This is a genomic window from Oceanimonas sp. AH20CE76 (assembly GCF_039654065.1).
GTDB classification, from domain to species: domain Bacteria; phylum Pseudomonadota; class Gammaproteobacteria; order Enterobacterales; family Aeromonadaceae; genus Oceanimonas; species Oceanimonas smirnovii.
Window position 1 is genome coordinate 1,527,908 of sequence record NZ_CP155481.1, and the last position, 23,258, is coordinate 1,551,165.

Annotated in this window: 19 protein-coding genes; 14 read left to right on the forward strand and 5 right to left on the reverse strand. The window is 54.2% G+C overall.

All coding sequences use genetic code 11. The annotated features are described in order from the left end of the window. The 5 genes from rsxA to elyC all read right to left on the reverse strand — a co-directional run bounded on the left by rsxA (nucleotide 1) and on the right by elyC (nucleotide 4,178). Complete coding sequence (gene rsxA / locus N2M06_RS07445) at nucleotides 1-582, reverse strand: electron transport complex subunit RsxA (RefSeq protein WP_019935381.1); 582 nt, start codon at nucleotides 580-582, stop codon at nucleotides 1-3. 80 nt (nucleotides 583-662) lie between these two features. After that, the gene (locus N2M06_RS07450; protein WP_317074303.1) at nucleotides 663-1,388 is read right to left on the reverse strand and encodes a sulfite exporter TauE/SafE family protein; all 726 of its coding nucleotides are present in this window, start codon (nucleotides 1,386-1,388) and stop codon (nucleotides 663-665) included. A 256-nt stretch (nucleotides 1,389-1,644) separates the two neighbouring features. Further along, the gene (gene pfkA, locus N2M06_RS07455) at nucleotides 1,645-2,607 is read right to left on the reverse strand and encodes a 6-phosphofructokinase (RefSeq protein WP_019935379.1); all 963 of its coding nucleotides are present in this window, start codon (nucleotides 2,605-2,607) and stop codon (nucleotides 1,645-1,647) included. A gap of 8 nt (nucleotides 2,608-2,615) precedes the next feature. Next, complete coding sequence (gene tpiA, locus N2M06_RS07460) at nucleotides 2,616-3,368, reverse strand: triose-phosphate isomerase (RefSeq protein WP_019935378.1); 753 nt, start codon at nucleotides 3,366-3,368, stop codon at nucleotides 2,616-2,618. A gap of 45 nt (nucleotides 3,369-3,413) precedes the next feature. Then, nucleotides 3,414-4,178, reverse strand: coding sequence for an envelope biogenesis factor ElyC (elyC, locus tag N2M06_RS07465; protein ID WP_346352094.1), 765 nt, complete (start codon nucleotides 4,176-4,178; stop codon nucleotides 3,414-3,416). 72 nt (nucleotides 4,179-4,250) lie between these two features. Here elyC and N2M06_RS07470 point away from each other — a divergent pair, with 72 nt between their 5' ends. The 14 genes from N2M06_RS07470 to N2M06_RS07535 all read left to right on the forward strand — a co-directional run bounded on the left by N2M06_RS07470 (nucleotide 4,251) and on the right by N2M06_RS07535 (nucleotide 23,245). Continuing rightward, complete coding sequence (locus tag N2M06_RS07470) at nucleotides 4,251-5,033, forward strand: methyltransferase domain-containing protein (RefSeq protein ID WP_346352095.1); 783 nt, start codon at nucleotides 4,251-4,253, stop codon at nucleotides 5,031-5,033. Next, on the forward strand, nucleotides 5,030-6,355 hold the full coding sequence (gene mukF, locus N2M06_RS07475; protein ID WP_346352096.1) for a chromosome partition protein MukF: 1,326 nt from the start codon (nucleotides 5,030-5,032) through the stop codon (nucleotides 6,353-6,355). Before N2M06_RS07470 ends, mukF begins: the two co-directional genes overlap by 4 nt. Beyond that, nucleotides 6,336-7,007: a chromosome partition protein MukE gene (mukE, locus tag N2M06_RS07480; protein WP_346352097.1), complete on the forward strand. Its 672-nt coding sequence runs from the start codon at nucleotides 6,336-6,338 to the stop codon at nucleotides 7,005-7,007. The genes mukF and mukE overlap by 20 nt, the downstream gene beginning before the upstream one ends. Continuing rightward, nucleotides 7,004-11,419 carry a chromosome partition protein MukB gene (mukB, locus tag N2M06_RS07485; RefSeq protein ID WP_346352098.1) on the forward strand — a complete coding sequence of 1,472 codons (4,416 nt, stop codon included), beginning with the start codon at nucleotides 7,004-7,006 and terminating at the stop codon, nucleotides 11,417-11,419. The genes mukE and mukB overlap by 4 nt, the downstream gene beginning before the upstream one ends. Before the next feature lie 665 nt (nucleotides 11,420-12,084). Then, a complete protein-coding gene (locus N2M06_RS07490; RefSeq protein WP_346352099.1) occupies nucleotides 12,085-12,807 on the forward strand; it encodes a hypothetical protein in 723 nt (240 codons plus the stop codon). Nucleotides 12,808-12,916: 109 nt separating this feature from the next. Next, complete coding sequence (locus tag N2M06_RS07495) at nucleotides 12,917-13,741, forward strand: hypothetical protein (protein ID WP_346352100.1); 825 nt, start codon at nucleotides 12,917-12,919, stop codon at nucleotides 13,739-13,741. A 109-nt stretch (nucleotides 13,742-13,850) separates the two neighbouring features. Continuing rightward, nucleotides 13,851-14,381 carry a hypothetical protein gene (locus N2M06_RS07500; RefSeq protein WP_346352101.1) on the forward strand — a complete coding sequence of 177 codons (531 nt, stop codon included), beginning with the start codon at nucleotides 13,851-13,853 and terminating at the stop codon, nucleotides 14,379-14,381. A gap of 104 nt (nucleotides 14,382-14,485) precedes the next feature. Further along, the gene (locus tag N2M06_RS07505; protein WP_346352102.1) at nucleotides 14,486-14,890 is read left to right on the forward strand and encodes a hypothetical protein; all 405 of its coding nucleotides are present in this window, start codon (nucleotides 14,486-14,488) and stop codon (nucleotides 14,888-14,890) included. 177 nt (nucleotides 14,891-15,067) lie between these two features. Next, on the forward strand, nucleotides 15,068-15,304 hold the full coding sequence (locus N2M06_RS07510) for a hypothetical protein (RefSeq protein ID WP_346352103.1): 237 nt from the start codon (nucleotides 15,068-15,070) through the stop codon (nucleotides 15,302-15,304). Between the two features lie 68 nt (nucleotides 15,305-15,372). Next, nucleotides 15,373-15,849: a hypothetical protein gene (locus N2M06_RS07515; RefSeq protein WP_346352104.1), complete on the forward strand. Its 477-nt coding sequence runs from the start codon at nucleotides 15,373-15,375 to the stop codon at nucleotides 15,847-15,849. Between the two features lie 428 nt (nucleotides 15,850-16,277). Continuing rightward, nucleotides 16,278-18,884: a type I restriction-modification system subunit M gene (locus tag N2M06_RS07520; protein ID WP_346352105.1), complete on the forward strand. Its 2,607-nt coding sequence runs from the start codon at nucleotides 16,278-16,280 to the stop codon at nucleotides 18,882-18,884. Then, entirely contained in the window at nucleotides 18,884-20,047 is a 1,164-nt protein-coding gene (locus N2M06_RS07525; RefSeq protein WP_346352106.1) for a restriction endonuclease subunit S, read from the forward strand. Before N2M06_RS07520 ends, N2M06_RS07525 begins: the two co-directional genes overlap by 1 nt. A 14-nt stretch (nucleotides 20,048-20,061) precedes the next feature. Next, nucleotides 20,062-22,575, forward strand: coding sequence for an HsdR family type I site-specific deoxyribonuclease (locus N2M06_RS07530; protein ID WP_346352107.1), 2,514 nt, complete (start codon nucleotides 20,062-20,064; stop codon nucleotides 22,573-22,575). Then, on the forward strand, nucleotides 22,565-23,245 hold the full coding sequence (locus N2M06_RS07535) for a hypothetical protein (RefSeq protein ID WP_346352108.1): 681 nt from the start codon (nucleotides 22,565-22,567) through the stop codon (nucleotides 23,243-23,245). Before N2M06_RS07530 ends, N2M06_RS07535 begins: the two co-directional genes overlap by 11 nt. Nucleotides 23,246-23,258 lie beyond the last annotated feature (13 nt).

Here is a 23,258-nt window from a genome sequence, read left to right on the forward strand (position 1 = left end):
TTACAACTTCACCAGTCCGGTAAAGCCCATAAAGGCCAGTGACATTAACCCGGCGGTCACCAGCGCCAGCGCCGGCCCTTTAAAGGGGGCGGGCACATCGGCACCGGCCAGCCGCTCGCGCATGGCGGCAAACAGCACCAGCACCAGGGAAAAGCCCACGGCGGCCCCAAAGCCGTAGATCAGGCTTTGCATAAAGTTGTGCTGCTCGTTGATGTTGAGCAGGGCCACGCCCAGCACGGCGCAGTTGGTGGTGATCAGCGGCAGAAAAATGCCCAGCAGGCGATACAGCGCCGGACTGGTTTTATGCACCACCATTTCGGTGAACTGCACCACAACGGCGATCACCAGAATAAACGACAGGGTGCGCAGATAAAGCAGATCCAGCGGCAGCAGAATATACTGGTTCACCAGATAAGAGCAGGCGGCAGCCAGGGTCAGCACAAAGGTGGTGGCCAACCCCATGCCAATGGCGGTTTCCAGTTTGCCCGACACCCCCATAAACGGGCACAGGCCAAGAAACTTCACCAGCACGAAGTTGTTGACCAGCACGGTGCCGACAAACAGCAGCAGGTATTCAGACATGATCACTCGGCATTCAGCAATAAACGGGGGTTATTATCGGACTTTATGACCCGTTTAACAATGCCACGATTTACACGGGTTTACGTCAAGGTATTGATTAACATACCGATAACCGCCAACGTACAGAGTGATAAAGAGCCGTAGTGCATCACGGGCCGCGACACCAGGTGCAAACTGTGCACCGCCAGCCAGTTACCGAAGAGGGCTGCGGGGGCCAGGGGCAGCGCCAGCTCAAGGTGGGTTTGAGTAAGAAAGCCGCCACTGGCCAGCGCACCGGCCGACATCAGGGTAGATACCACAAAAAAGCCCGCCAGGTTGGCGCGAATGCGGTGCATGTCGGCACCGTGCATTACCAGCACCATGGGCGGCCCGCCTATGGTGGTGCTGGTGCCCATCACCCCCGACAGAAACCCGCCCAGCGCCATATTGGCTCTGGTCATGGGCAGAGCAATGTCTTTCAGCCGCACCAGCACACCCAGCATAATGGTGACAGCAATGAGTATTGCCAGCCATTTAACGGGCAGCACCACCAGCAGCCACACACCCACCGCACTGCCGGGAATGCGAGCCAGCAGCGCCGGCGCCAGCAGGTTCATCTCTATGCCCTTGCGAAAGCGCCAGCCGTTTACCAGGCACATCACCAGCAGCACCATCATCAAGGGGCCGGGTACCAGCACGGGATCGAGATAAAACAAAATGGGCGCGGCCACCACTGCCATGCCAAAGCCGATGGCGGTTTGCACATAGGCACCGGTAAAGCAGGCGAGGGCGGCGAGTATTAATGTCAGGGTATCAATCTGCTGCATAACGGCTCACAACAAAGAACAAAGCACCATTATGACCATTGGTTATAACAAGCAGAAGGCCAAACGGCGCTGGCCTTATCAATAATGTGGGCTGGCACCAACCCCACCCTGACCCTCCCCTTAAAAAGGGGAGGGAATAGCTCTAGCTTACCCCTTAAAAAGGGGATGGAACAGCTCTTGCTTACCCCTTAAAACGGGGAGGCGACTTATACGCTCCTCCCCCTTTTCAAGGGGGAGGTTGGGAGGGGGTTGAAGGTCAGAACAGTGTATTGGACAGCTGATACATCTCTTCGTTAAACGGGCGGCGCAGGTGCTTGATGCAGTCGATAATATCGTGATGCACAATATGGTTATTCTGCAGGCCCATGCAGCGGCCGCCAAACCCTTCCAGCAGCAGCTCCACGGCGCGGGCACCCATGCGGCTGGCCATAATACGGTCTTGCGCCGTGGGGGTGCCGCCCCGCTGAATATGCCCCAGAATGGTGGCGCGGGTATCGCGGCCGGTGGCATCCTGAATATCTCTGGCCAGCTGGTTTACATCACAGACGTTTTCACAAATGGCCACAATGGCGTGCTTTTTGCCCTTGGCCACCCCTTCGTGAATTTGCTGAATAAGCTCATCCTTGTCAAAGGCCACCTCGGGCACAATCACGTATTCCGCACCGCCGGCCACGGCGGCAGAGGAAGTGAGATCGCCACAGTGCCGGCCCATGATCTCCACCACCGAAATGCGGTTGTGGGAGCTGCAGGTATCCCGCAGCCGGTCAATGGCTTCCACTGCCACATTCAGGGCCGTGTCAAAGCCTATGGTAAAGTCGGTGCCGGCAATGTCGTTGTCGATGGTGCCGGGAATGCCGATGCAGGGAAAGCCCATTTCGGTCAGGCACATGGCACCCATATAAGAGCCGTCGCCGCCCACCACCACCAGGCCGTCTATGCCGTGTTTTTTCAGGTTGGCCACCGCTTCTGCCCGCACCTGCTCCTGCTTGAATTCGGGAAACCGTGCCGAGCCCAGAAAGGTGCCGCCCCGGGTAATCACATCCGACACACTGTGCCTGTCCAGCGGTATTATCTGATCCTGATGCAAACCAAGATAACCACTCTGAATGCCAAACACTTCCAGACCATGATGCAGGCCGGTACGCACCACAGCCCGAATGGCCGCGTTCATGCCCGGTGCATCACCACCGCTGGTGAGTACTCCAATGCGTTTAATCATGAAATCCCTTAAGCCCCCGCGCGAATAATGGCGGCAAATTCGTCGGCCTTGAGGGCGGCACCGCCCACCAGAGCACCGTCTATGTCTTCCATGGCAAACAGGCCGGCGGCGCTGTCACCTTTTACCGAGCCACCGTAAAGAATTTGCACGCCGGCGGCCACAGTGGCGCTTTGTGCAGCCAGGAACTGACGAATGGCGCTGTGCACACCCTGCGCAATCTCGGGAGTGGCGGTTTTGCCGGTGCCAATGGCCCATACCGGCTCATAGGCAATCACAGCACGACCCAGTGCCTCAATGCCGCACCGGTCAATCACGGCCTGCAGCTGGCGTTCAACCACGGCTTGCGTTTCGCCCGCTTCAAACTGCTCAAGCGTTTCACCAATGCACAACACAGGTACCAGATTTTGCTCCAGCACGGCGGCAAACTTGGCGGCCACCACGGCATCGGACTCATTGTGCAGGGTGCGGCGTTCGCTGTGGCCCACCAGCACATATTTAACACCAAATTCCTTATACATGGCCGGCGAGTTTTCACCGGTAAAGGCACCGCTGGTATTGATGTCGGCATCCTGTGCGCCCAAAGCAATGGGGCTGCCGGCAAGCTCGGCTTCGGCCTGGCCTAAAAACAGCACGGGCGGGCACACGGCCACAGCCACAGAGGCGGCGTCGGCGGCAGGCGCCTTAAGGGCAGAAATCAGCTCGTGCACCATGGTTTTGCTGCCGTTCAGTTTCCAGTTACCCATTACCAGAGTCTGTCGCATTGGTCAGTTCCTTTCAGTTAAATGATGGGGGATTATAGGGATTTGCTAAGGCTTGTGCACTTCTATCCACAGCCGGCCCAGATATTCATGCCAGGCCAGCTCGCTGCGCGCTAAATATCGCGCCTGAGGCAGGTAACTATATAGCGGCAAGGTGCCGGCACTGTCTTTGGCCTGATGATCAACAGGGGCAGGCAGAGGCGCGGCGTTCTTGGCAGCAAACAGCGCCATGGCGCGGGGCAGGTGGCTGGCAGAGCTGATCAGTACCGCCGTGCGATCCTTAATCAGCGGCGTGATGGCGGCGGCTTCCTCGGTGGTGTTTTTCGGCTCTGGCAGCATCACAATGCGGCTGGCCTCTATGCCCAGTGCCTGCGCCACCTCGCCATAAAGTTCGGCACTGGAGCGGCCCTCGCTGCCGGCATAACCGCTTACAATCAGCCGGGCTTGCGGGTAAGCATGAGCCAGCCGCACTCCTTCGCTGATGCGCGCCAGCGCCGCATTGCCCAGCTGGCTGAGCAGGGGCAGGCGCGGGTCTGCCACCTGAGCGGCACCCAGCACAATAATATCGTCAACGGGTTGGCTGCCCGCGTTAAAAGGCGCATAGGTTTGCTCCAGCGGGGCAATCAGCGCATTGGCTACCGGCCGGGTGCTGAGCAGCATAAGTGCCAAAAGAGACGCAGACACAAAGACAATTCCACTGCGCTTATGGCGCATCATCAGCAGAAACACACCAAACAACGCCGTTAAAAGCAGCAGGGGCAGGGGTAACAGCAGGCTGCCCAGCCATTTTTTAGCCAAAAAGGAAGCGGTCATGCACTCTCGCATTTGTTAACCGTACGGGTTATGCCAGAATAGCTGCCTTTGAAATGACAAGAAACACTCGGTTTGACGCGTAACACCAGCTTTGACGGCAAAAGCCGCACTTTCTCCCGCAATATCTACGGCACCACCAAGGGGCAAATTCGCCTGCGGGTGTTGAGCCGGGATCTGGCCGAATGGCTGCCGGAAAGCGAGCGGCCCCTGCGCATTCTTGATGCCGGCGGTGGCTTTGGCCCCGTGTCTCAGCGCCTGGCCGCCGAGGGCCACAGTGTGGTGCTGTGTGATTTGTCTGCCGAAATGCTTGAAGAAGCCAGGATTCAGGTGGCCGACAAGGGCCTGACTGAGCAATTCGACTTTATTCACGGCCCCATACAGTCGTTATGTTCGGCCGGCCTGGGTCAGTTCGACCTTATTCTGTGCCATGCCGTGCTGGAATGGGTGCAAAATCAGGCGGATTTGCTGTCCGGTCTGAACGAGCTGCTGCGCCCCGGCGGGCATTTGTCGCTCATGTATTACAACCGCGACGGTCTGCTTTATCACAGCCTGGTAAAAGGCAACTTCGATTATGTGCACGCCAACCTGGTCAGAAAACGACGCCAGAAACTGACACCGGGCTGGCCCTGCCGGCCCGCCGAGGTAGACGGCTGGCTGAGTGAGCTTGGCTTTGTTATAACCGGACGCAGCGGCGTGCGGGTGTTTCACGATTATATGTCGAACGTGCACGGGCCCTTTCCCACCGAGGAAGAAATTATACAGATGGAGCTGGCCCACTCCCGCACCCAGCCCTTTATGCACCTGGGTCGCTATATGCACGTATTTGCGCACAAAGTGAAGAGAGCAACACCATGACGGAAATGTCCCGGACTCTGCCGGACTGGATCGGCTGGGTCAGAGAGGAAAATTTGGGCTTAAGCCTGCCCCCTGATCGGCTGGCCTTTTTGCTGGCGGTGCACATCTTTGGCCGGGGCGGCGAGCAGCCGCAACTGAGCGAGGCCGAGTTGCACCACGCCTTTGGCTATATCAGCAAGGGCTTTGACCAGGCCGCCGACACGCAAGTCAGCCGGGCCAACAACGCCATTAACGATCTGGTGCGCCAGCGCCTGCTGAGCCGCTTTCAGGGCGACGGCGGCGAGAGCGAAAGCCTCTATCGCCTCACCCGGCTGGGGCTGGCCATAGTGGAATTTTTTGCCGCCCAGCGGGAAGTGAGCCAGATCAAGCTGTCGCTGCTGCTGGAGCACATTGCCCAGGAGCTGGAGCGGGTGGCCGAGGCCATTGCCGCCAACCCCGACGAGCAAGGCTGGGCCCAGAACGTGGAAGGCCGGCTCAAGTATTCGGTCTCCGAGCAGCTGGCGCGCATTGACGACACTCAACGCACCATGGACGAGCAGCAAAACGCGGTCAAGGCCAACATCGCCGCCCTGCTCAACAAGAACTGGCACGAGGCCATTCACGCCTGTGAGCAACTGCTGCGGGAAACCGGCATCACCCTGCGGGAACTGCAGGACACCCTGGATAAAGCCGGTCATGGCCTGCAACAAAGCCTGCTCAACATTGAAGAGCAGCTGCAGCAAAGCCCCAGAGGCGAGGCGGTGGCCATTTTGTGCCAGCAACTGCAGGCAAGGCTCGACGCCATTATTCACTGGGGCAGCCAGTGCATCGAGCTGTGGTCCCGCTACGACCGTCACGTGCACCGCTTTATTCGCACCGCCATCGACATGGACAAGAACCGTGCCTTCAGCCAGCGGCTGCGGGAGTCCATCCGCCACTTTGAACACCACAACTGGCGGCTGCGGGTCAGCCAGACCCTGCCGCTGCTGGAGCTGCGCGACGAAACCATGGCCGCCTATGCCGAGGAAGTCACCGGCGAGCTGCCGGTGGAGCTCGAATATCAGGACATGACCGACATTGCCGCTGAGCTCTCGGGCCGCATTCGCGAGCACCTGGAGGTGTTTTCCGTCGCCGGCCGCCCCCTTGATCTGGCCGGGGTGCTGCGCGATTACCTGAATGATTACCCTCATTACCAGCACTTTGACATTGCGCGCCTGCTGATTGACGAGGCGGTCAAGCTCGGCCATGCCGACGGCGAACTGGCGGGCGCGCCCATGCCCGACTGGCAACCCATTAATGCCCACGGGGCCAAGGTACAAGCACATGTTATCGACCAATACTGATCAGGCCCTGGACCCGCGACTGGTTCAGGCCATAGCCAATCCGCTGTTTCCGGCCCTCGACAACCAGCTGCGGTCGGGCCGGCACATAACCGCCGACGAGCTGGAGCAGCACTCGCTGCTGCAGGAGTATTACCCCGAGCTCGACGCCTTTTATCAGCGCTACCAGGCCGAGCTGGTGCGCGCGCCCGAGGGCTTTTATTACCTGCGGCCGCGCTCCACCAGTGAGCTGGGCACCTCCATTCTTTCCGAGCTGGAAATGCTGGTGGGCAAGGTGCTGTGCTACCTCTACCTGAGCCCGGACAGGCTGATCAACGAAGGGGTGTTCTCCGTTGAGGATCTGCAGGAAGAGATTTTAACCCTGTCCAACGAGCAGGCGCTGCTGCGCATGGTGAACCAGCGCGCCGGCGGCAGTGATCTCGACAAGCGCAAGCTGGCCGACAAGCTCAAAAGCGCCATTCGCCGGCTCAAGCGCATTGGCATGGTGAGCAGCGTGGGCAGCCAGGACAAATTCCGTATTACCGAAGCGGTGTTCCGCTTTGCCGCCGACGTGCGCAGCGACGAGGATCCGCGCGAGCTGCAACTGCGCATGATTAAGGAAGGCGAAGCCGTTGCCGGCACCGAACAGCAGGACGAGCAGGAGAACGAGCAGTGAGTGTGACCCGAGGCAAGTTTCAATCCCTGACCATGGTCAACTGGAACGGCTTTTTCGCCCGCACCTTTGATCTGGACCAGCTGGTGACCACCCTGTCCGGCGGCAACGGCGCCGGCAAGTCGACCACCATGGCGGCCTTTATTGCGGCGCTGATCCCCGATCTCAGCCTGCTGCACTTTCGCAACACCACGGAAGCGGGCAGCCAGTCCGGCAGCCGCGACAAGGGCCTGTATGGCAAGCTGCAGCGGGGTCACTGTTACTCGCTGATTGAGGTGACCACCTCCCAGCAGGAGCGGGTGTGGTTTGGCGTGCACCTGGAGCAGGTGGCCAACCGCGACAACAAGGTGAACCTGGTGCCCTTTGCCTTGCAGGATGTGAATGAGGGCGCGGCCCCCACCGAGCTGCTGCTAAGCCGCCTGGATGACGGTCGCGGCCAGGTGCGCTCGCTCAACGAGCTGAAGGCGGCCGCCGTGGAAGCCGGACTGCGTTTCTCCCGCTTCAATACCGTGAGCGAGTATCACAACTTTTTGTTCGACATGGGCGTGACCCCGCGCAAGCTGAAAGATCAGCGGGATCGGGTCAAGTTCTATCGTCTGATTGAAGCCTCGCTCTATGGTGGCATTTCCAGCACCATCAGCCGCAGCCTGAAAGATTATCTGCTGCCGGAGAACGCCGGCATTCGCAAGGCCTTTACCGACATGGAAGCGGCGATCTTTGAAAACCGCCGCACCCTGGAGTCTATTCGCGAAACCCAGCGTCAGCGCGACCTGTTCCGCCAGCTGATCACCGAAACCACCCATTACGCTGCCGCCGACTATGTGCGCAACAGCGCTGAAAAGCAGCGGCTGTCGGATCTCGCCCTCTCGGCCCGCAAGGCCCTGGCGGAAGAGCGCCGCATTCTGGCCGAAGAAAAGGCCCGGCTGATTTATCTGGCCGATGAATACGAGCACCTGCAGGCCAAGGAGCGCATGCTGACCGACGAGCTGGATATTGCCTCCGAGCATCTCGCCAAGGTGATGAGCGGGGTCAAGCTCAATGAGAAAATTCAGGCTTACCAGCTGGAGCTGGACGAGCTGGAAGAAAAGCTCGCCATTCAGGAAGACATGCTGGCCGAGCTGCAGGACGAACATCAGGAAGCACAAGACGCCCGCACCGAGGCCGACGCCGAGGTAGACAGCCTGAAGAGCCAGCTGGCCGACTATCAGCAAGCCCTCGACACTCAGCAGACCCGCGCCATTCAGTATCGCCAGGCCCGTCAGGCGCTGGAAAACGTGCGCGCCCGTTGCGAGCTGCCGGCACTTGAGCCCGAGCAGGCCAAGGAAGAAGAGCAGCGCCACCAGCAACGCGAGCAGGAACTGACCCAGACCGTGCTGGAGCAACGCCAGCAGCTCAGTCTGGCCGAGGCCGCTCGCGCCCAGTATGACCAGGCGCTGACATTGCTGGAAGCCGTGGCCGGCCCGGTGGACCGCGCTGCCGCCTTTGGCAAGGCCACTCAATTGATTGAGCAGGGCCGTGAGCACCAGAGCCTGCTGAGCCGGGAAGAGAGTATTCGCCGCACCCTGAAAGACGCCGAGCAGGCCGAGGCCCGGCTGCACAAGGTGCGCGAGCTGCAGGCGGATCTGGCCCGCTTTAACCGCAAGGTACAAAGCGAAGAGGAGCTGGAGCTGCAACTGGCGGAGCTGGACGAGCAAAAGGCCGAAGCCGAAGAGCAACTGGCGGAGTGCAGCGAGGCCCAGCGCCAGCTGCAGTCCGCCGAAGGCCAGCTGGCCCCGCGTATTAACGAGCTTAAAGCCCAGGCTCCGGCCTGGCACAAGGCCCAGCAGGCACTGGAGCGGCTGCGGGAGCTGTCTAACCAGCCGCTCACCGACAGCAGCGAAATTACCGCCGCCATGCAGCAGGCCCTGCGGGACGAGCACCAGGCCGAGCAGACCAAACAAAATGCGCTCGCCGCCAAACAGCGGCTGGAGCAGCACATTCGCGTGCTGAGCGGCGGCAGCGATGCCTCGCCCGAGCTGGTGTCTTTGTGCGAGCACCTGGGCGGCACCCTGCTGTGCGAGGTGTACGACGACATAGCAGTGGAAGACGCCCCTTACTACGAGGCGCTGTACGGCCCGGCCCGCAACGCCATTGTGGTGGCGGATCCGCAAGCCGCATTGGAAAAACTGCAGGCGCTGGAAAGCTGCCCGCCCGATGTGTACCTCATTCAGGGCAACCCCGACGCCTTTGACGAAGACTTGCTGCAGGCCACCGAGCTTGAAGGGGCCGTGTATGTGCAAAACGGCGAGCGCCAGCTGCGCTACTCCCGTTTTCCTGCCGTGCCGCTGTTTGGCCGCGCCGCCCGGGAAGCCCAGGTGGAAAAGCTGCGTGACGAGCTGGAAGTGGAAAGCGCCCGCTATGCCGAGGCCGCCTTTGCCCAGCAAAAACACAGCCGGCTGTACCATCAGCTGAGCGACTTTGTCAGTGACGGCCTGCAACAGGCCTTTGCCCCCAGCCCGGAAGAGCTGCTGGCCGAGCTGGCCGAGCAGCAAAACGAACTGGAGCAGGAGCGTATGCTGCTTGCCGAGCAGCGCACTCAGTGGGCCAGCAAGGTAGAGAGCCTGCGCGAGCAGCAGGGCCTGCTGCACAAGCTGCTGCCGTTGGCATCCCTTCTGGCCGACGACGGCGTGGCCGAGCGGCTGCAAGCCGCCAGGGCCGAGGCCGACAAACTGAATGATGCCCGCAATTTTATGGCCGCCCACGGCCAGAAACTGGGCCGGCTGGCCGAGCAGGTGCAGGTGCTGCGCCAGGATCCGGCCGGCTTTGATGCCTTGAAGGCCGCCACCGAGCAGGCGGAAAGCGAGTTGACCGAGGCCCGTGCCCGCACCTATGCCCTGAACCAGCTGGTGGCCCGGCTGCCGCACCTGGCCTATGCCGATGCCGAGCAGCTGCTGAGCCAGAGCTCGGCCATGAATGACAGCCTCAAGGCCAAGCTAGCCCAGGCCGAGGAAGCCCGCCGCAAGGCCGGCTTGCGTGCCGAGCAGCTGGCCGGCCGGGTAAGTGACGCCCTGCAGGCCCGCACCGCCCTGGTGACCGGCCGCGATGCCCGCAACCGCACCTTGAGTGAGTTCCGCGAGGAGCTGGCGGCCCTGGGCATTACCCTTGCCGACGACATGGAGCAAAAAGCCCGAGACGCCAAGCGCGAGCTGGAAAACGAGCTGGTGCAAACCCGCAACAAGCGCAGCCAGACCGAGGCCCAGCGCCAGGTCACCAAGCGGGAAATTGACTCCCTCAGCCAACGCCTGTCCAAAGACGGCCAGGGCTACTTTGCCGCCCGCAAGGCGCTGGTGGCCCACAAGGCCAACTGGTCCAGGGTGGAGCGGCTGGCGCGGGATCACGATGTGGAGCGCCGGCTCAAACGGCCCGAACTGGCTTACCTCGATGCCGACGAGCTGCGCTCCATGTCCGACAAAGCGCTGGGCACCCTGCGGGTGGCGGTGGAGCACGACGAAGAGCTGCGCGATGCCCTGCGCCTTTCCGAGGGCAACCGCAACACCCTGCAAAAGGTGCAGTTCTACATTCTGGTGTTCCGCCATCTCAAGGCGCGCATTCGCCACGACATTATTCGTGCCGACGATCCGGTGGAAGCACTGGAAGAAATGGAAGTGGAGCTGGCGCGCCTGGCCGACGAGCTCACCCTGCGTGAAGGCCAGCTGTCGCTGTCTTCCGTGGAAGTGGCGGCCAAGATCAACACCATTATTCGCCGGGAGCAAACCCGTATTCGCCAGCTGAACCAGGGCCTGCAGAACATTCGCTTTGGTCTGGTGGCCGGCGTGCGCCTGAACGTGAACATTCGTGACACCTATCAGCGTCTGCTGGATGCGCTGAGCGACCCGGAAGGCCGCCATCAGGACTTGTTCAGCAGCAAGGAGCTCAGCTTCTCCGAGGCCATGGGCAAGCTGTATCAGCGGCTGAACCCCGAACTGGAGCGGGGCGATCGCAGCCCGCAGGTGCTGGGCCAGGCCTTGCTGGATTATCGCAACTACCTGGAGCTGGACATTGAAGTGCAGCGTGGTGCCGACGGCTGGCTGCGTGCCGAAAGCGGCGCGCTCTCTACCGGTGAAGCCATTGGTACCGGCCAGGCCATTTTGCTGATGGTGCTGCAAAGCTGGGAAGAAGAAGCCCGCCACCTGCGTGGCCGCGACGTGCTGCCCTGCCGGTTGCTGTTCCTGGACGAAGCCGCGCGGCTCGACGCCCGCTCCATTGCCACTTTGTTCGAGCTGTGTGAGCGCCAGGACATGCAGCTGCTGATTGCCGCCCCAGAAAACATCAGCCCGGAAAAAGGCACCACCTACAAGCTCATCCGCAAGGTGCACGGCAACCAGGAGCACGTGCACGTAGTGGGCCTGCGCGGCTTTGCAGGGGAGGCGGCGTAACAAAATAAAGGCCGCGCTTTACGCGCGGCAACCCATTCCACAAACAACCCCACACCTGTATTTTTGCACCTGTAGGCCCGACTTCAGTCGGGCAACCCACCTCACAAACAACCCCGCTATTCACCTGAACTCCGCCAAATAACAATGCACCTGTAGCTGCCGCTTCAGCCGGCAGGGCCTGTGCAACAGGCCATTGAATGCTCAAAAAGCAACGCAAAACCGCTATTCTGCAAAAGTTCCATTTGAATTCTTCACCCCCGCAGGCACAATAGCCCCTTTATCTTCGCCAGCACAAAGCGGCCCGGTCGCCCGCAAGACCCGGGCGGTAGCGTGGAAAAATTAAAAAACTGCTGATTTAAACAGCACATTGCCAGGCAAACCGGCACAGTGCGCACTATCACGCCGGGCATGCGCGTGTACAACAAAACAGGCGAAAAAATACTCATGTTATGAGTGGTTTATGGCAAGGTAATGTGAATAGTGAGCAGGCAGCCGTTGATAACGATTATGCGCATTTTTGCTCATGGCTGTGTGGGCTAAATCTATGAAAAAACTATTTTTATCAGTGAATTATAAATAAAAACTGTATTGGTGTGTATGCAGAAAAATGAGCGTGCTCACTATCAAAATGTTAGCCGATTGAGAGGGTCAGTATGTCGCACAGCATGATGCAGAAGGTGAACAGTTTTGCTCTCAGAGCTTTTCGAGACACCGCCGACAGAGACTACATCCATGCTCGTATGGCTTACAGGGCTGACCTGTTCCCACAGTTTCACTGGTCTGCGCTTCATTCCCTTGAAAAATATGCAAAATGCATTGCGATTCTTATTCGTGTTCCAAAGCCAAAGCGCGATATAAAGCATGAGGTAGAAAGAAGCTTAGACCTTATCTCTGAGAAGCTACATATTGCCCTGTCAGAGCAAACCAAGAAGTTTATAAAAAGGCTTGAGGAGTTTGGGGCAAGATTTCGATACCTAGAGGTGTCTTGGTTCATAAAGGACTGTGAGCTCGCGATATTGGATAGAGCAGTATGGGAACTACGCCGTTTCTGTAATGCGGAGCTGTATGAATACTCTGGCGATCAGATTGTTTCCATATCACAAGATAAATACGAACAAGTAAAAGACATCGATAAGCCGAACAAGACTAATACTCTTATCCCTGGTGGCTTTCTAGAGAAAACATTGGAGAAAAGAAATTCAAGGGCTAGGCCTGATCTAGTTTGGTGCAATCTGTACTACTCAGCATCAAAGCGTAAAAGGGTTTATATGAAGAGCTCTGTCATGGCTGAGAATTCGCCGTTTTTTCTATACCCTGAAATCATTGATGAGGTGTCTAAATACACCTTTGTTCCAAAAGAAATAAGCGATGCCTACAAAAATGGCTAACAATGCCAGTCACGGCGACGGCTACTCCATTGCGGCTTCGCCTCCATTCCGCAGCCGCGCATGCTGGCGGCGTTAGCTTAATCACGTTGTCGGTGACTTAGGTATCTCTATGAAGAAAAAGGCAAATGGCTTTTGGCTCCCCACCGGGCTTCTTGGAGTCCTGCTTTTACCTTTGATTTTCATTGGTGGGGTTGTTCTAGGGCTGAGCTTCCAAACTCAGATTGAATTGACCGCTGACTCGATATCATCCTGGGTCGCTGCGCTTGCAACGGTTGCCATTGCTGTCCTGACGTTCATTCTTGCGATGGAAACGAGGCGTTTGAGAGCGGCCCAGATAGAGCAGATTGAAGAGTTGAGGCGTGAGGCGCTGCGCCCAAATGTTGAATTTTATCTTCTTCCGGCTCCAGCATCATTCCAGTTTATTAACGTACACATCGAAAATAACGGTAAAGGTGCCGCCAAAAATATCAAGTTTGAGATTAAGCCAGATGCTATCGGAGAAAACGAAAAAAATGAGCGCCAACTCATAGCCCAACTCCTTAGTCTAAATATGCTTCACAATGGCATTGCTTCCTTAGGATCTGGGAAAGAACGGCGAAGCTTTGTTTTCAGCTTCATAGAGTATGCTGAAAAAATGGGAGATGCAGTATTTAATATAAAGGTGTCAGTTGCAATAAGTTATGAGGACGTAGAAGGCCGAGAATATAAGTCTGAATCTTTGATTGATTTCTCAGAGTTTAAAGGGATTTCAGAAGTTGGCGGCGGTGACCCAAATCATAATATATATAAAGAGATTGAGAAAATCAGAAAAGTTCTCGAAGGTTCTCAAACAACAATGACCTCTAAAAGAATTAACATTAACACCTATTCTTCGGAGGATAGAGATGCCGAACGAGAGGCTATGAGACGCCGTTTTGAGAGCGTCGATGATTAAACACTGCTGGTGTCGTGCACAAGCTAACAAAGTGGTCAACGGGGCGGCTACTTCGCTCCGCCCATTACCACCGTCGTTAGGCATCAACTGGGATCATGGATAGGGCGTCATGGATAAAGAAGATGAGGAAGTAAGGGAGGTTTACGCCTATTATGGCCTAGCTCTTTATTGGGCTTCATGTCTCGAACAGTCCATTTTTCAACACCTTCTCTTCTTTGAGCATTTCCCGAAAGCGATCACATCATACAAAGATCGTGAAAAGTGGGAGCGAGAGTTTGACGAATTCGAAGCGAAGGAAATGAAGCAAACTATGGGTAAGTTGGTCCGCCGCCTTAAAGAGGCAGGTCAACCCACAAAAGAAATTGAGGCTAGCCTAGACCGTTCGCTAAGAGCCCGAAACTGGCTTGTTCACTCGTATTTTCCGGCTCGTGCCATTCAGTTTACTCTCTCAGATGGCCGAATGAGCATGATCTCCGAACTGCAATCGTTGCGCGATCAGTTCATAGAATGCGCGGATGCGATAGATGAATTGTCCAAGCCCGCTTTGGAACGGTATGGGTTTACAGATGAATTTCAGCAAACGGTCATGGAGGAGTTAGTTAATGAGTATATCGAAAACGACCAGAAGCCTAACCAGTAGCGGCAGTCGGACCGGTTGGTCACGCTTCGGGCAACCAACCGGCCGCTGCGAAAGGCGTTATGTGCAGAATGATTTAATACTTAGCGAGTAAAAGAGGCTTATTTATGTTGGTTAATTTATTTTTCTTGCTAGTTCCACTTTATGTTTTCAAGAAAATAAAAAATCGCGATCATTTTATTGATGTCACAGTACTTTTACTAAATTGTCTTTTGATTCTTGGTTCTATACCTTTTGGTTTAGGTTTGTCTATTTTTTGGTATTTATACAATAAAGATAAAATCCCATTTTTTGATTTAATTGGAGCCGGAAAACACTTTCTTGAAGATATGGAGCTTTCTGATTATAGGAAAAAACATCCTCAACAGTTTAAAGGTGGGAAGTTCATTGGTTGTCATAATTGTGGTAACAATTCTATCTATATGAAGCAGGTTGGAAACACAAGCTATGGAATCCATCATAGCCATATTTGTCGGCAATGTGGGCAAGAGCTATGGCGTTCCAATATGTAAAGAAAAACAACATAACAAGGCCAATCACAATCACCAGCAAGCTGGCTGAACTCGCTACGCTCGCCCGTGTTGGCGGCGTTGTGTGCTGAAGTTAAGCTTGATTCGCTGGTTGATGCAATGCATAGATAACAAATAAATAAATTTATAATGTAGCGTTAAAAAGCATTGGAGAAAATAATGTGTCAATCAATTGCTGGCTGGATCAATGTTCGTGAGCTATCAGATCGAGAAAGATCAGAAACCTCATACATTCGTCATAAAGATATTGACCGTGTATCAATGTTAGAAAATTCAGACGGAACTTTTTCTGTTTTGGTACATTCACAGGGAAATAGCTACCTTGTGAATGTTTTAGAGTCATTTAGAGATGCCGTTCATCAATTGGAATCAACAGTTTCTCAAGTTAGCGAATGATGAATCAGATATGTATCATGCATTTATTTTATATCTTGTTAACTATAAAAAAGTGATTTTTAAGCATCATGTACTGTGACGACGAAAACAAAGAGCAAATTGAGTGCTTGATTGATATGCTCACAGAATTGGCAAAATCTTCTGATGAAAGCCTGTTTGATAAGATATTTTCAAAAGTGGCAAAAGCGTTGAAAGTAGCTGACGCTCCAGAAGAAATTGAAAATGTGAATAATGCCTGGGACTTCTTGGGTGTGATTAATTATCACGGAGGAGATCATTTTCTATATCAAGCAACAATGGATGAGCTGGAGTCAACCGTTGTCAGTGTCATCAATAAATTGCCTCTGCATGAAAGGTTCTTAGTGATTGTTGCAAATAGTAATGCGGATGATTTTTTTTGGGATGACTTTAAATCAGGTATTACTGACGTCGATGCGAATGCGGTTATGGAATACTTTTTAAAGAAAGAACCATTTTGGGAGGCTGTAGAGAGGCTTACTAAGGCGATTCAATCACATGCCCCTGATTATTGCCCTTGTGACTAAGTGAACAAGAGCAAGCTGTGCCATCAGCAAAAGCGGACGCTGCCCTTGCTGCAGTTCAGTGCTTAACGCCATCATCCTGGCGGGCACAGGCTGTTTGATTTCTGTTCATAAATTGCCCGTTTCACATCCTTAAGCCAACAAAATGGTGGTGTTTTGTGCAAAACACCTGAAAGTGTCGCTCTGCGAAACTTCCGTTTGAAATCCTCTGTCCGGCAGGCAAAATACCCCTTTCCATCGCAGTGAGTGGAGTGGTCCGGTCGCCCGCAAGATCCGGGCGGTAGCTTGGCCAGCGCAGCATGAAGGTCATATTTTGTACAGCTCTGGGTGCAGCTTAACCTCGGCTCACTCTTCACCGGCTGGCCGGCTTTGCACCGGGCTAGCCGGCAAGCAATACCGCATTCAAATGGTTATTACCTAAAGGTACTTCAGTGAACAAACAGCAACTCGCGGCCAAAATCTGGGAATCTGCCAACCAGATGCGCTCTAAAATCGAGGCGAACGAATACAAAGACTATATTCTCGGCTTTATCTTCTACAAGTATCTGTCCGACAAGCTGGAGCAGTTCGCCCGGGATAACGACTTCAGTGAAGAAGACATCAAGGCCCTGAGCGAGGCCGACGAGGAAACGGTTGAGTTCTTCAAGCAGGGGCTGGGTTACTTTATTGATTATGATCATCTGTTCTCGACCTGGCTTGCGTTTGGCAGCGATTTTAATGTTTCCGATGTGCGAGACTCGCTGTCGGCGTTCAGCCGGAATATTAATAAAGATCATAAAAAGCTGTTTGATGGCATCTTTAAAACCCTGGAAACAGGCCTGAGCAAACTGGGTGATACCGCTGCCCGGCAAACCAAAGCTATCAGCGAGCTTATTCAGCTGATTAAGGTTATTCCCACGAGTGGCCGCCAAAGTTATGATGTGCTCGGTTTTATTTATGAATATCTGATCAGCATGTTTGCCGCCAACGCCGGCAAAAAAGCAGGGGAGTTTTACACCCCTCACGAAGTGTCTGTGCTGATGTCAGAAATTATTGCCGACCATGTGAAAGATAAGAAACAGATAGATATTTACGATCCTACATCCGGATCCGGTTCTTTGCTGCTGAACATAGGTGAGTCGATTACCAAGCACATGGACGAAAAAGACAATATCAAGTATTACGCTCAGGAGCTGAAGGAAAATACCTATAACTTGACCCGCATGAATCTGGTGATGCGGGGCATCAAGCCTGATAACATTGTTACCCGGAATGGCGATACCCTTGAGGAAGACTGGCCCTTCTTTGATGACAAAGATCCGGCCAACACCTATAACCCGCTGTATCTGGATGCGGTGGTGTCCAACCCGCCTTATTCGCAAAAGTGGGATCCGGAGCATAAAGATAACGATCCCCGTTACGCCCGCTTTGGTCTGGCCCCCAAATCCAAGGCGGATTATGCCTTTTTGCTGCACGATCTCTACCACCTCAAGCCAGATGGTATTATGGCCATTGTTTTGCCCCATGGCGTGTTATTCCGTGGTGGTGAAGAGGGCGAAATACGCAGAAACCTGATTGAAAACGATCATATCGACGCTATTATCGGCCTGCCTGGCAATATCTTTTTTGGTACCGGTATTCCCACCATTATTATGGTGCTGAAGCAAAAGCGCTCCCACAACGATGTGCTGATAGTGGATGCCTCCAAAGGCTTTGCCAAGGAAGGCAAAAACAACAAGCTGCGGGCCTGTGACATTAAAAAGATCTGCGATGTGGTGATCAACCGCGAAGAGGTTCCGCGCTTCAGCAAGCGGGTTGCCAAGCAGGAGGTTCAGGATAACGGCTATAACCTGAATATTCCCCGATATGTTGACTCTTCCGAACCCACCGAGAGCTGGGACTTATACGCCTCCATGTTTGGCGGCATTCCGCAAAGCGAGTTGGATGCGCTGGCTGCTTACTGGCAGGCGTTTCCCGGCTTGAAGGAAACCTTGTTCAGCCACGACGACACGCCCTATTTTGCCCCCAGGGTGGAAAACCTGAAGGAGGCCATTGCTGAGCACAGCAGTGTGAAAAGCTATCAGCAGCAGTTTGCAGACGCCTTTGCCAGCCTGTCGGCGTATTTACGCAAAACCCTGATCGACAATGCACAGACATTAAACATTGCCCGGCAAAAGCCCATTCTTGGTGAGAACATCTTTAAGCGCCTGGAGACCATTGCGCTTATCGACAAATATCAGGCCTATCAGCTGCTGGATGAGCAGTGGCAGCAGGTTGCCATTGATCTGGAGATTCTGCAGACCGAAGGTGCACAAGCCGCCCGGCTGGTAGAGCCGAATATGATCATTAAAAAGAAGCAGGGCAAAGACACAGAAGTGCAGGACGGCTGGAAGGGCAGGGTCATGCCCTTTGAACTGGTGCAAAACACTTACTTCAAGGAACAGCTGGACGCACTGGATAAAAAGCGTGGTCGGCTGGCGGAGATCAGCGCCGGCTTTGCCGAGACGCTGGAAAACCTGAGCGAAGACGACAAGGCCGAGCTGGGTGAGCTGCTGAATGACGCCGGCGATAAATTTGTGAACGCCACCGTTACCAAGGAAGCCAAAGCCCTGAAAGCAGAGCAGAAAAAGGCGGGCGCTTTTGATAAGGAATCCATTGAAGCCAAAATCATTGAGCTGGCCGGCTGGATTGCCGAAGAAAAAACGCTGAAAGCAGAGGTAAAGGAAGAAGAGCTGTCACTGCACTTGCTCACCAAAGAAACCATTGAAGCACTGACCGACGCGCAGGTGAGTCAACTGCTGGAGCTTAAATGGATTACACCGCTTTGCCGGAACCTGGGCAATTTACCTGCCCAGCAGCTGGACTTGCTGGCGGGCAAGTTGCAGGCGCTGGTGGAAAAATATCGCATTACCTTTGCCGACAATGCCAAGGCCATTCAGGAAACCGAACGGGAGCTGGCGGGCATGATGGACGAGCTGACCGGCGATGAGTTTGATATGAAAGGCCTGACCGAGCTGAAAACTCTGTTGCAGCGTAATGCAGGTGAGCGGGGCGAGTAATGGAAAAACAGTTGAATAGAAAAGTGCCCGCCATTCGGTTTAAGGGATTTGATAACGATTGGGATAAACAAAAAATTGAGACGGTCGTTCAAGTTTGCTCAGGGCGTGATTATAAGCACTTAGCCAATGGTAATATTCCCGTGTACGGGACTGGAGGTTATATGCTTAGTGTAGATGCTGCACTTTCTTACGATCAAGATGCAATTGGAATTGGCCGTAAAGGAACAATCGATAAGCCTTATGTATTAAGAAGTCCCTTTTGGACAGTTGATACGCTTTTTTATGTGATTCCAAAAATAAATTATGATTTATATTTTCTCTTTAAAGTTTTTCAATGTATTGACTGGAAAGGAAAGGATGAATCTACTGGGGTGCCAAGTTTATCTAAGGTATCTATTAATGAAGTTTGTACGCTGTTCCCAAAGATAGAAGAGCAAATGGAGGTTGGTAGTTACTTTAAGGTTTTAGATCAGAATCTTACATTGTATCAGCACAAGCACGACAAGCTGATCACGCTTAAGCAAGCCATGCTGCAGAAGATGTTTCCAAAAGATGGTGCGTTGACTCCCGAAGTCCGATTTAAAGGGTTTGAAGGGAGCTGGGAAGAGAGAAAAATATCAGATATCTGTGGTGTAACGTCAGGTGGCGGTACACCCAAAACATCTGAGGCGAATTTTTGGTCTGGAAATATCCCCTGGATTCAGTCTTCTGATATCTCTGATGCGAATATTTATAGTGTTACGCCAAGAAAGTGGATTAATCAGGAAGCTATAAGAAAATCTGCTACAAAGCTGGTATCAGCGAACTCAATTGCTGTGGTAACTCGGGTTGGTGTCGGAAAGCTGGCTCTTGTTGAGTTTGATTATGCTACAAGTCAGGACTTTTTGTCTTTAAGTAAGTTGAACGTTGATAAACACTTTGCAGTTGCTGCAGTTCACCTTGTGCTGAAAAGTAAAATGAACGAAACGCAAGGGACATCAATAAAAGGTCTTACAAAGGAAGAATTGCTTGATTACAGGTTCCTTGTTCCTGAAGATAAATCCGAACAACAAAAAATCGGCAATTACTTTCAAAAGCTTGACCAGCTGATTGACCAGCATACCACCCAGCTGGAAAAACTGAAGCAGATCAAGGCCGCCTGCCTGGCACGCATGTTCGTATAAAGATAAGGACAGTCATGACCACCTTTGCCAATGAAGCCCAATTTGAACACGCCGTTATCCACGAGCTGGCCCGGCGAGGCTGGGAAGCGAACGTCATCACACAGCCCACCGAGCAGCAGCTGCTGGACAACTGGGCCAGCATACTGTTTGAAAACAACCGGGGCATAGACAGGCTGAATGAAGTGCCGCTTACCAGCACGGAAATGCAGCAGATTATGGAGCAGATCCTGGCGCTGCGCACACCGCTTAAGCTGAACGGCTTTATCAACGGCAAAACTGTGTCCATTACCCGGGATAACCCGAAAGATGTGCTGCACTATGGCAAAGAGATCAGCTTAAAAATTTACGACCGCCACGAAATTGCTGCCGGCCAGAGCCGCTACCAGATTGTGCAGCAGCCGCGCTTTAAGCGGGGGTCAAAGCTGCTGAACGATCGCCGGGGCGATCTGTTGCTGCTGATCAACGGCATGCCGCTGATCCACATTGAGCTGAAAAAAAGCGGTGTGCCGGTTGGTCAGGCCTATAACCAGATCCAGAATTATTCCCGGGAAGGGATTTTTACCGGCCTGTTTTCACTGGTGCAGATTTTTGTGGCCATGGAGCCCAACGAGGCGGTCTATTTTGCCAATCCGGGCCCGGACGGCAGCTTCAACAAGGACTATGCCTTTCACTGGGCCAACTTTAACAATGAGCCCATCAACCATTGGAAGCTGTTTACGTCGAGCCTGCTTTCCATTCCCATGGCGCACCAGCTGATTGGTTTTTACACGGTGGCGGACGAGTCGGACGGGGTGCTGAAGGTGATGCGCAGTTATCAGTATTACGCCGCCCATGCCATTTCCGACAAGGTGGCCAAAACCGACTGGAAAAATCCCGCCCGACTGGGGGGCTACATCTGGCATACCACCGGCTCGGGCAAAACCATGACCAGCTTCAAGTCGGCCCAGTTAATTGCCAACTCCAACGACGCCGACAAGGTGGTGTTTTTGCTCGACAGGGTAGAGCTTGGCACACAAACGCTGGAGGCCTACCGGGATTTTGCCGGAGACGGCAACAGCGTGCAGGCCACCGAGCACACCGGTGTTCTGGTGAGCAAGTTAAAAAGCCGGGATCCGGCCGACACACTTATCGTCACCTCCATTCAGAAGCTCAGCCGGCTGAAGGATGACGGCGGCCTGAACAGCCACGATCTCGATACCATTCGCGCCAAACGGCTGGTGTTTATTGTTGATGAATGCCACCGCTCCACCTTTGGCGACATGCTTATTGATATTAAAGAGAGTTTTAAAGGGGCGGTGTTTTTCGGGTTCAGCGGCACGCCCATTCATCAGGAAAACATGCGTAAAGACAACACCACCACAGACGTGTTTGGCGATGAGCTGCACCGCTACAGCATTGCCGACGGCATTCGGGATAAAAACGTGCTGGGTTTTGACCCTTATCAGGTGGCCACCTACCGCGACCGGCAAGTGCGCGAGGCGGTGGCGCTGGAAAAAGCAAAGGCCACCAGCGTGCAAGAGGCCATGAGTGACGAGAAGAAAAAGGCCGTTTTTAACCGCTACATACAAGACGTGCCCATGGCCGGTTATCTTGACGATACCGGTAAATATCATAAGGGCATTGAAGATGAGCTGCCCGGCAGTCAGTACAGCCGGGATGAACACTGCCAGGCCGTGGTGAAGGACATTGCCGACAACTGGCTGACCCTGAGCCAGAACAGCAAGTTTCACGCCATTTTTGCCACTCACAGCATTGGCGAGGCCATTGATTATTACCGGCTGATCAAGGCCGGGATTGCAAAGGGCAGCTTTCCGAAGATAAATGTGACGGCCCTTTTTGACCCTAACATTGGTAACGATGACGACAAGATCACCAGTGTTGCCGTTAAAACCGCCGGGCTGGTTGAAATTCTTGAGGATTACAACCAGTGCTTTGGCCACAACTTTGACCTGGCCGGCCACGCCCGCTTTAAAAAGGATCTGGCCAACCGGCTGGCCCACAAAGAGCCCTACCGGCGGGTGGCGAGCCAGCCTGAGCAGCAGCTGGATCTGCTGATTGTGGTGGATCAGATGCTGACCGGGTTCGACTCGAAATGGATCAATACTCTGTATCTGGACAAGGTGCTGAAATACGAGAACATTATTCAGGCATTTTCACGCACCAACCGGCTGTTTGGGGCCGACAAGCCCTTTGGCACCATTCGTTATTACCGCAAGCCGCACACCATGAGGCGCAACATTGAGGCGGCGGTCAAGCTTTATTCCGGCGATAAGCCCACTGGCCTGTTTGCCGACCGGCTGGCGGGCAATGTGGAGCGGATGAATGCCAGCTTTGCAGAAATAGCGGCCATTTTTGCCAGTGCCGGTGTGCAGAATTTCAGCAAGTTGCCCGATGATAACGACGAGCGTGCCGCCTTTGCCAAGGAATTTCAGCGGTTCAGCAACCTGCTGGAAGCCGCCCGCATTCAGGGCTTTAACTGGGACACAACCCTTTATCACCATGAGACGGAAACAAGCCATGCACAATGAAGAAAAACAAAGCGTTGAGCTTGCGTTGACTCAGGAGCAGTATTTAACCCTGCTGCAGCGTTATAAAGAGCTGGCCGGCGGTGGCGGTGCGGGCGGCAATGAAGCCATTGCCTTTGATCTCGACAGCCATATTACCGAAATTGATACCGGCAAAATCGACTCCGACTACATGAACTCGCGTTTTAAGAAATACCTCAAGGAGTTGCAGGGCGGTGTTGACGAACATGCCCGTGAAGCCACCCTGGCGGAGCTGCAGCGTTCGTTTGCCACCCTGTCGCAGGAAGAGCAAAAGTTCGCCGGCATTTTTCTGCGCGACATTCACCGGGGCGATGTGAACATAGACCCAGAACGCAGCTTTCGTGACTACCTGGCGGAATATCAGGCTGCCGCCAGCAACCGCCAGGTGCAGGCCATATCCAGTTACCTTGGGGTAAGTGAAGAAAAACTGACCGCCATGATGACTCACAGCATCAACGAAGAAACCCTGAACGAATACGGGCGCTTTGATGATTTAAAGAACACCATCGACAAGCAAAAAGCCAAGGCCTATTTCGAAGCGATGGAAGGCACCAGCCTGCCGCCCTTCAAGGTCAATATCAAGGCCGCGAATTTATTGCGGGAGTTTATTCTTAATGGTGGTGCGGGTTTTGATGAGCAGGAAAATCATTGATCCTTCAATTGGC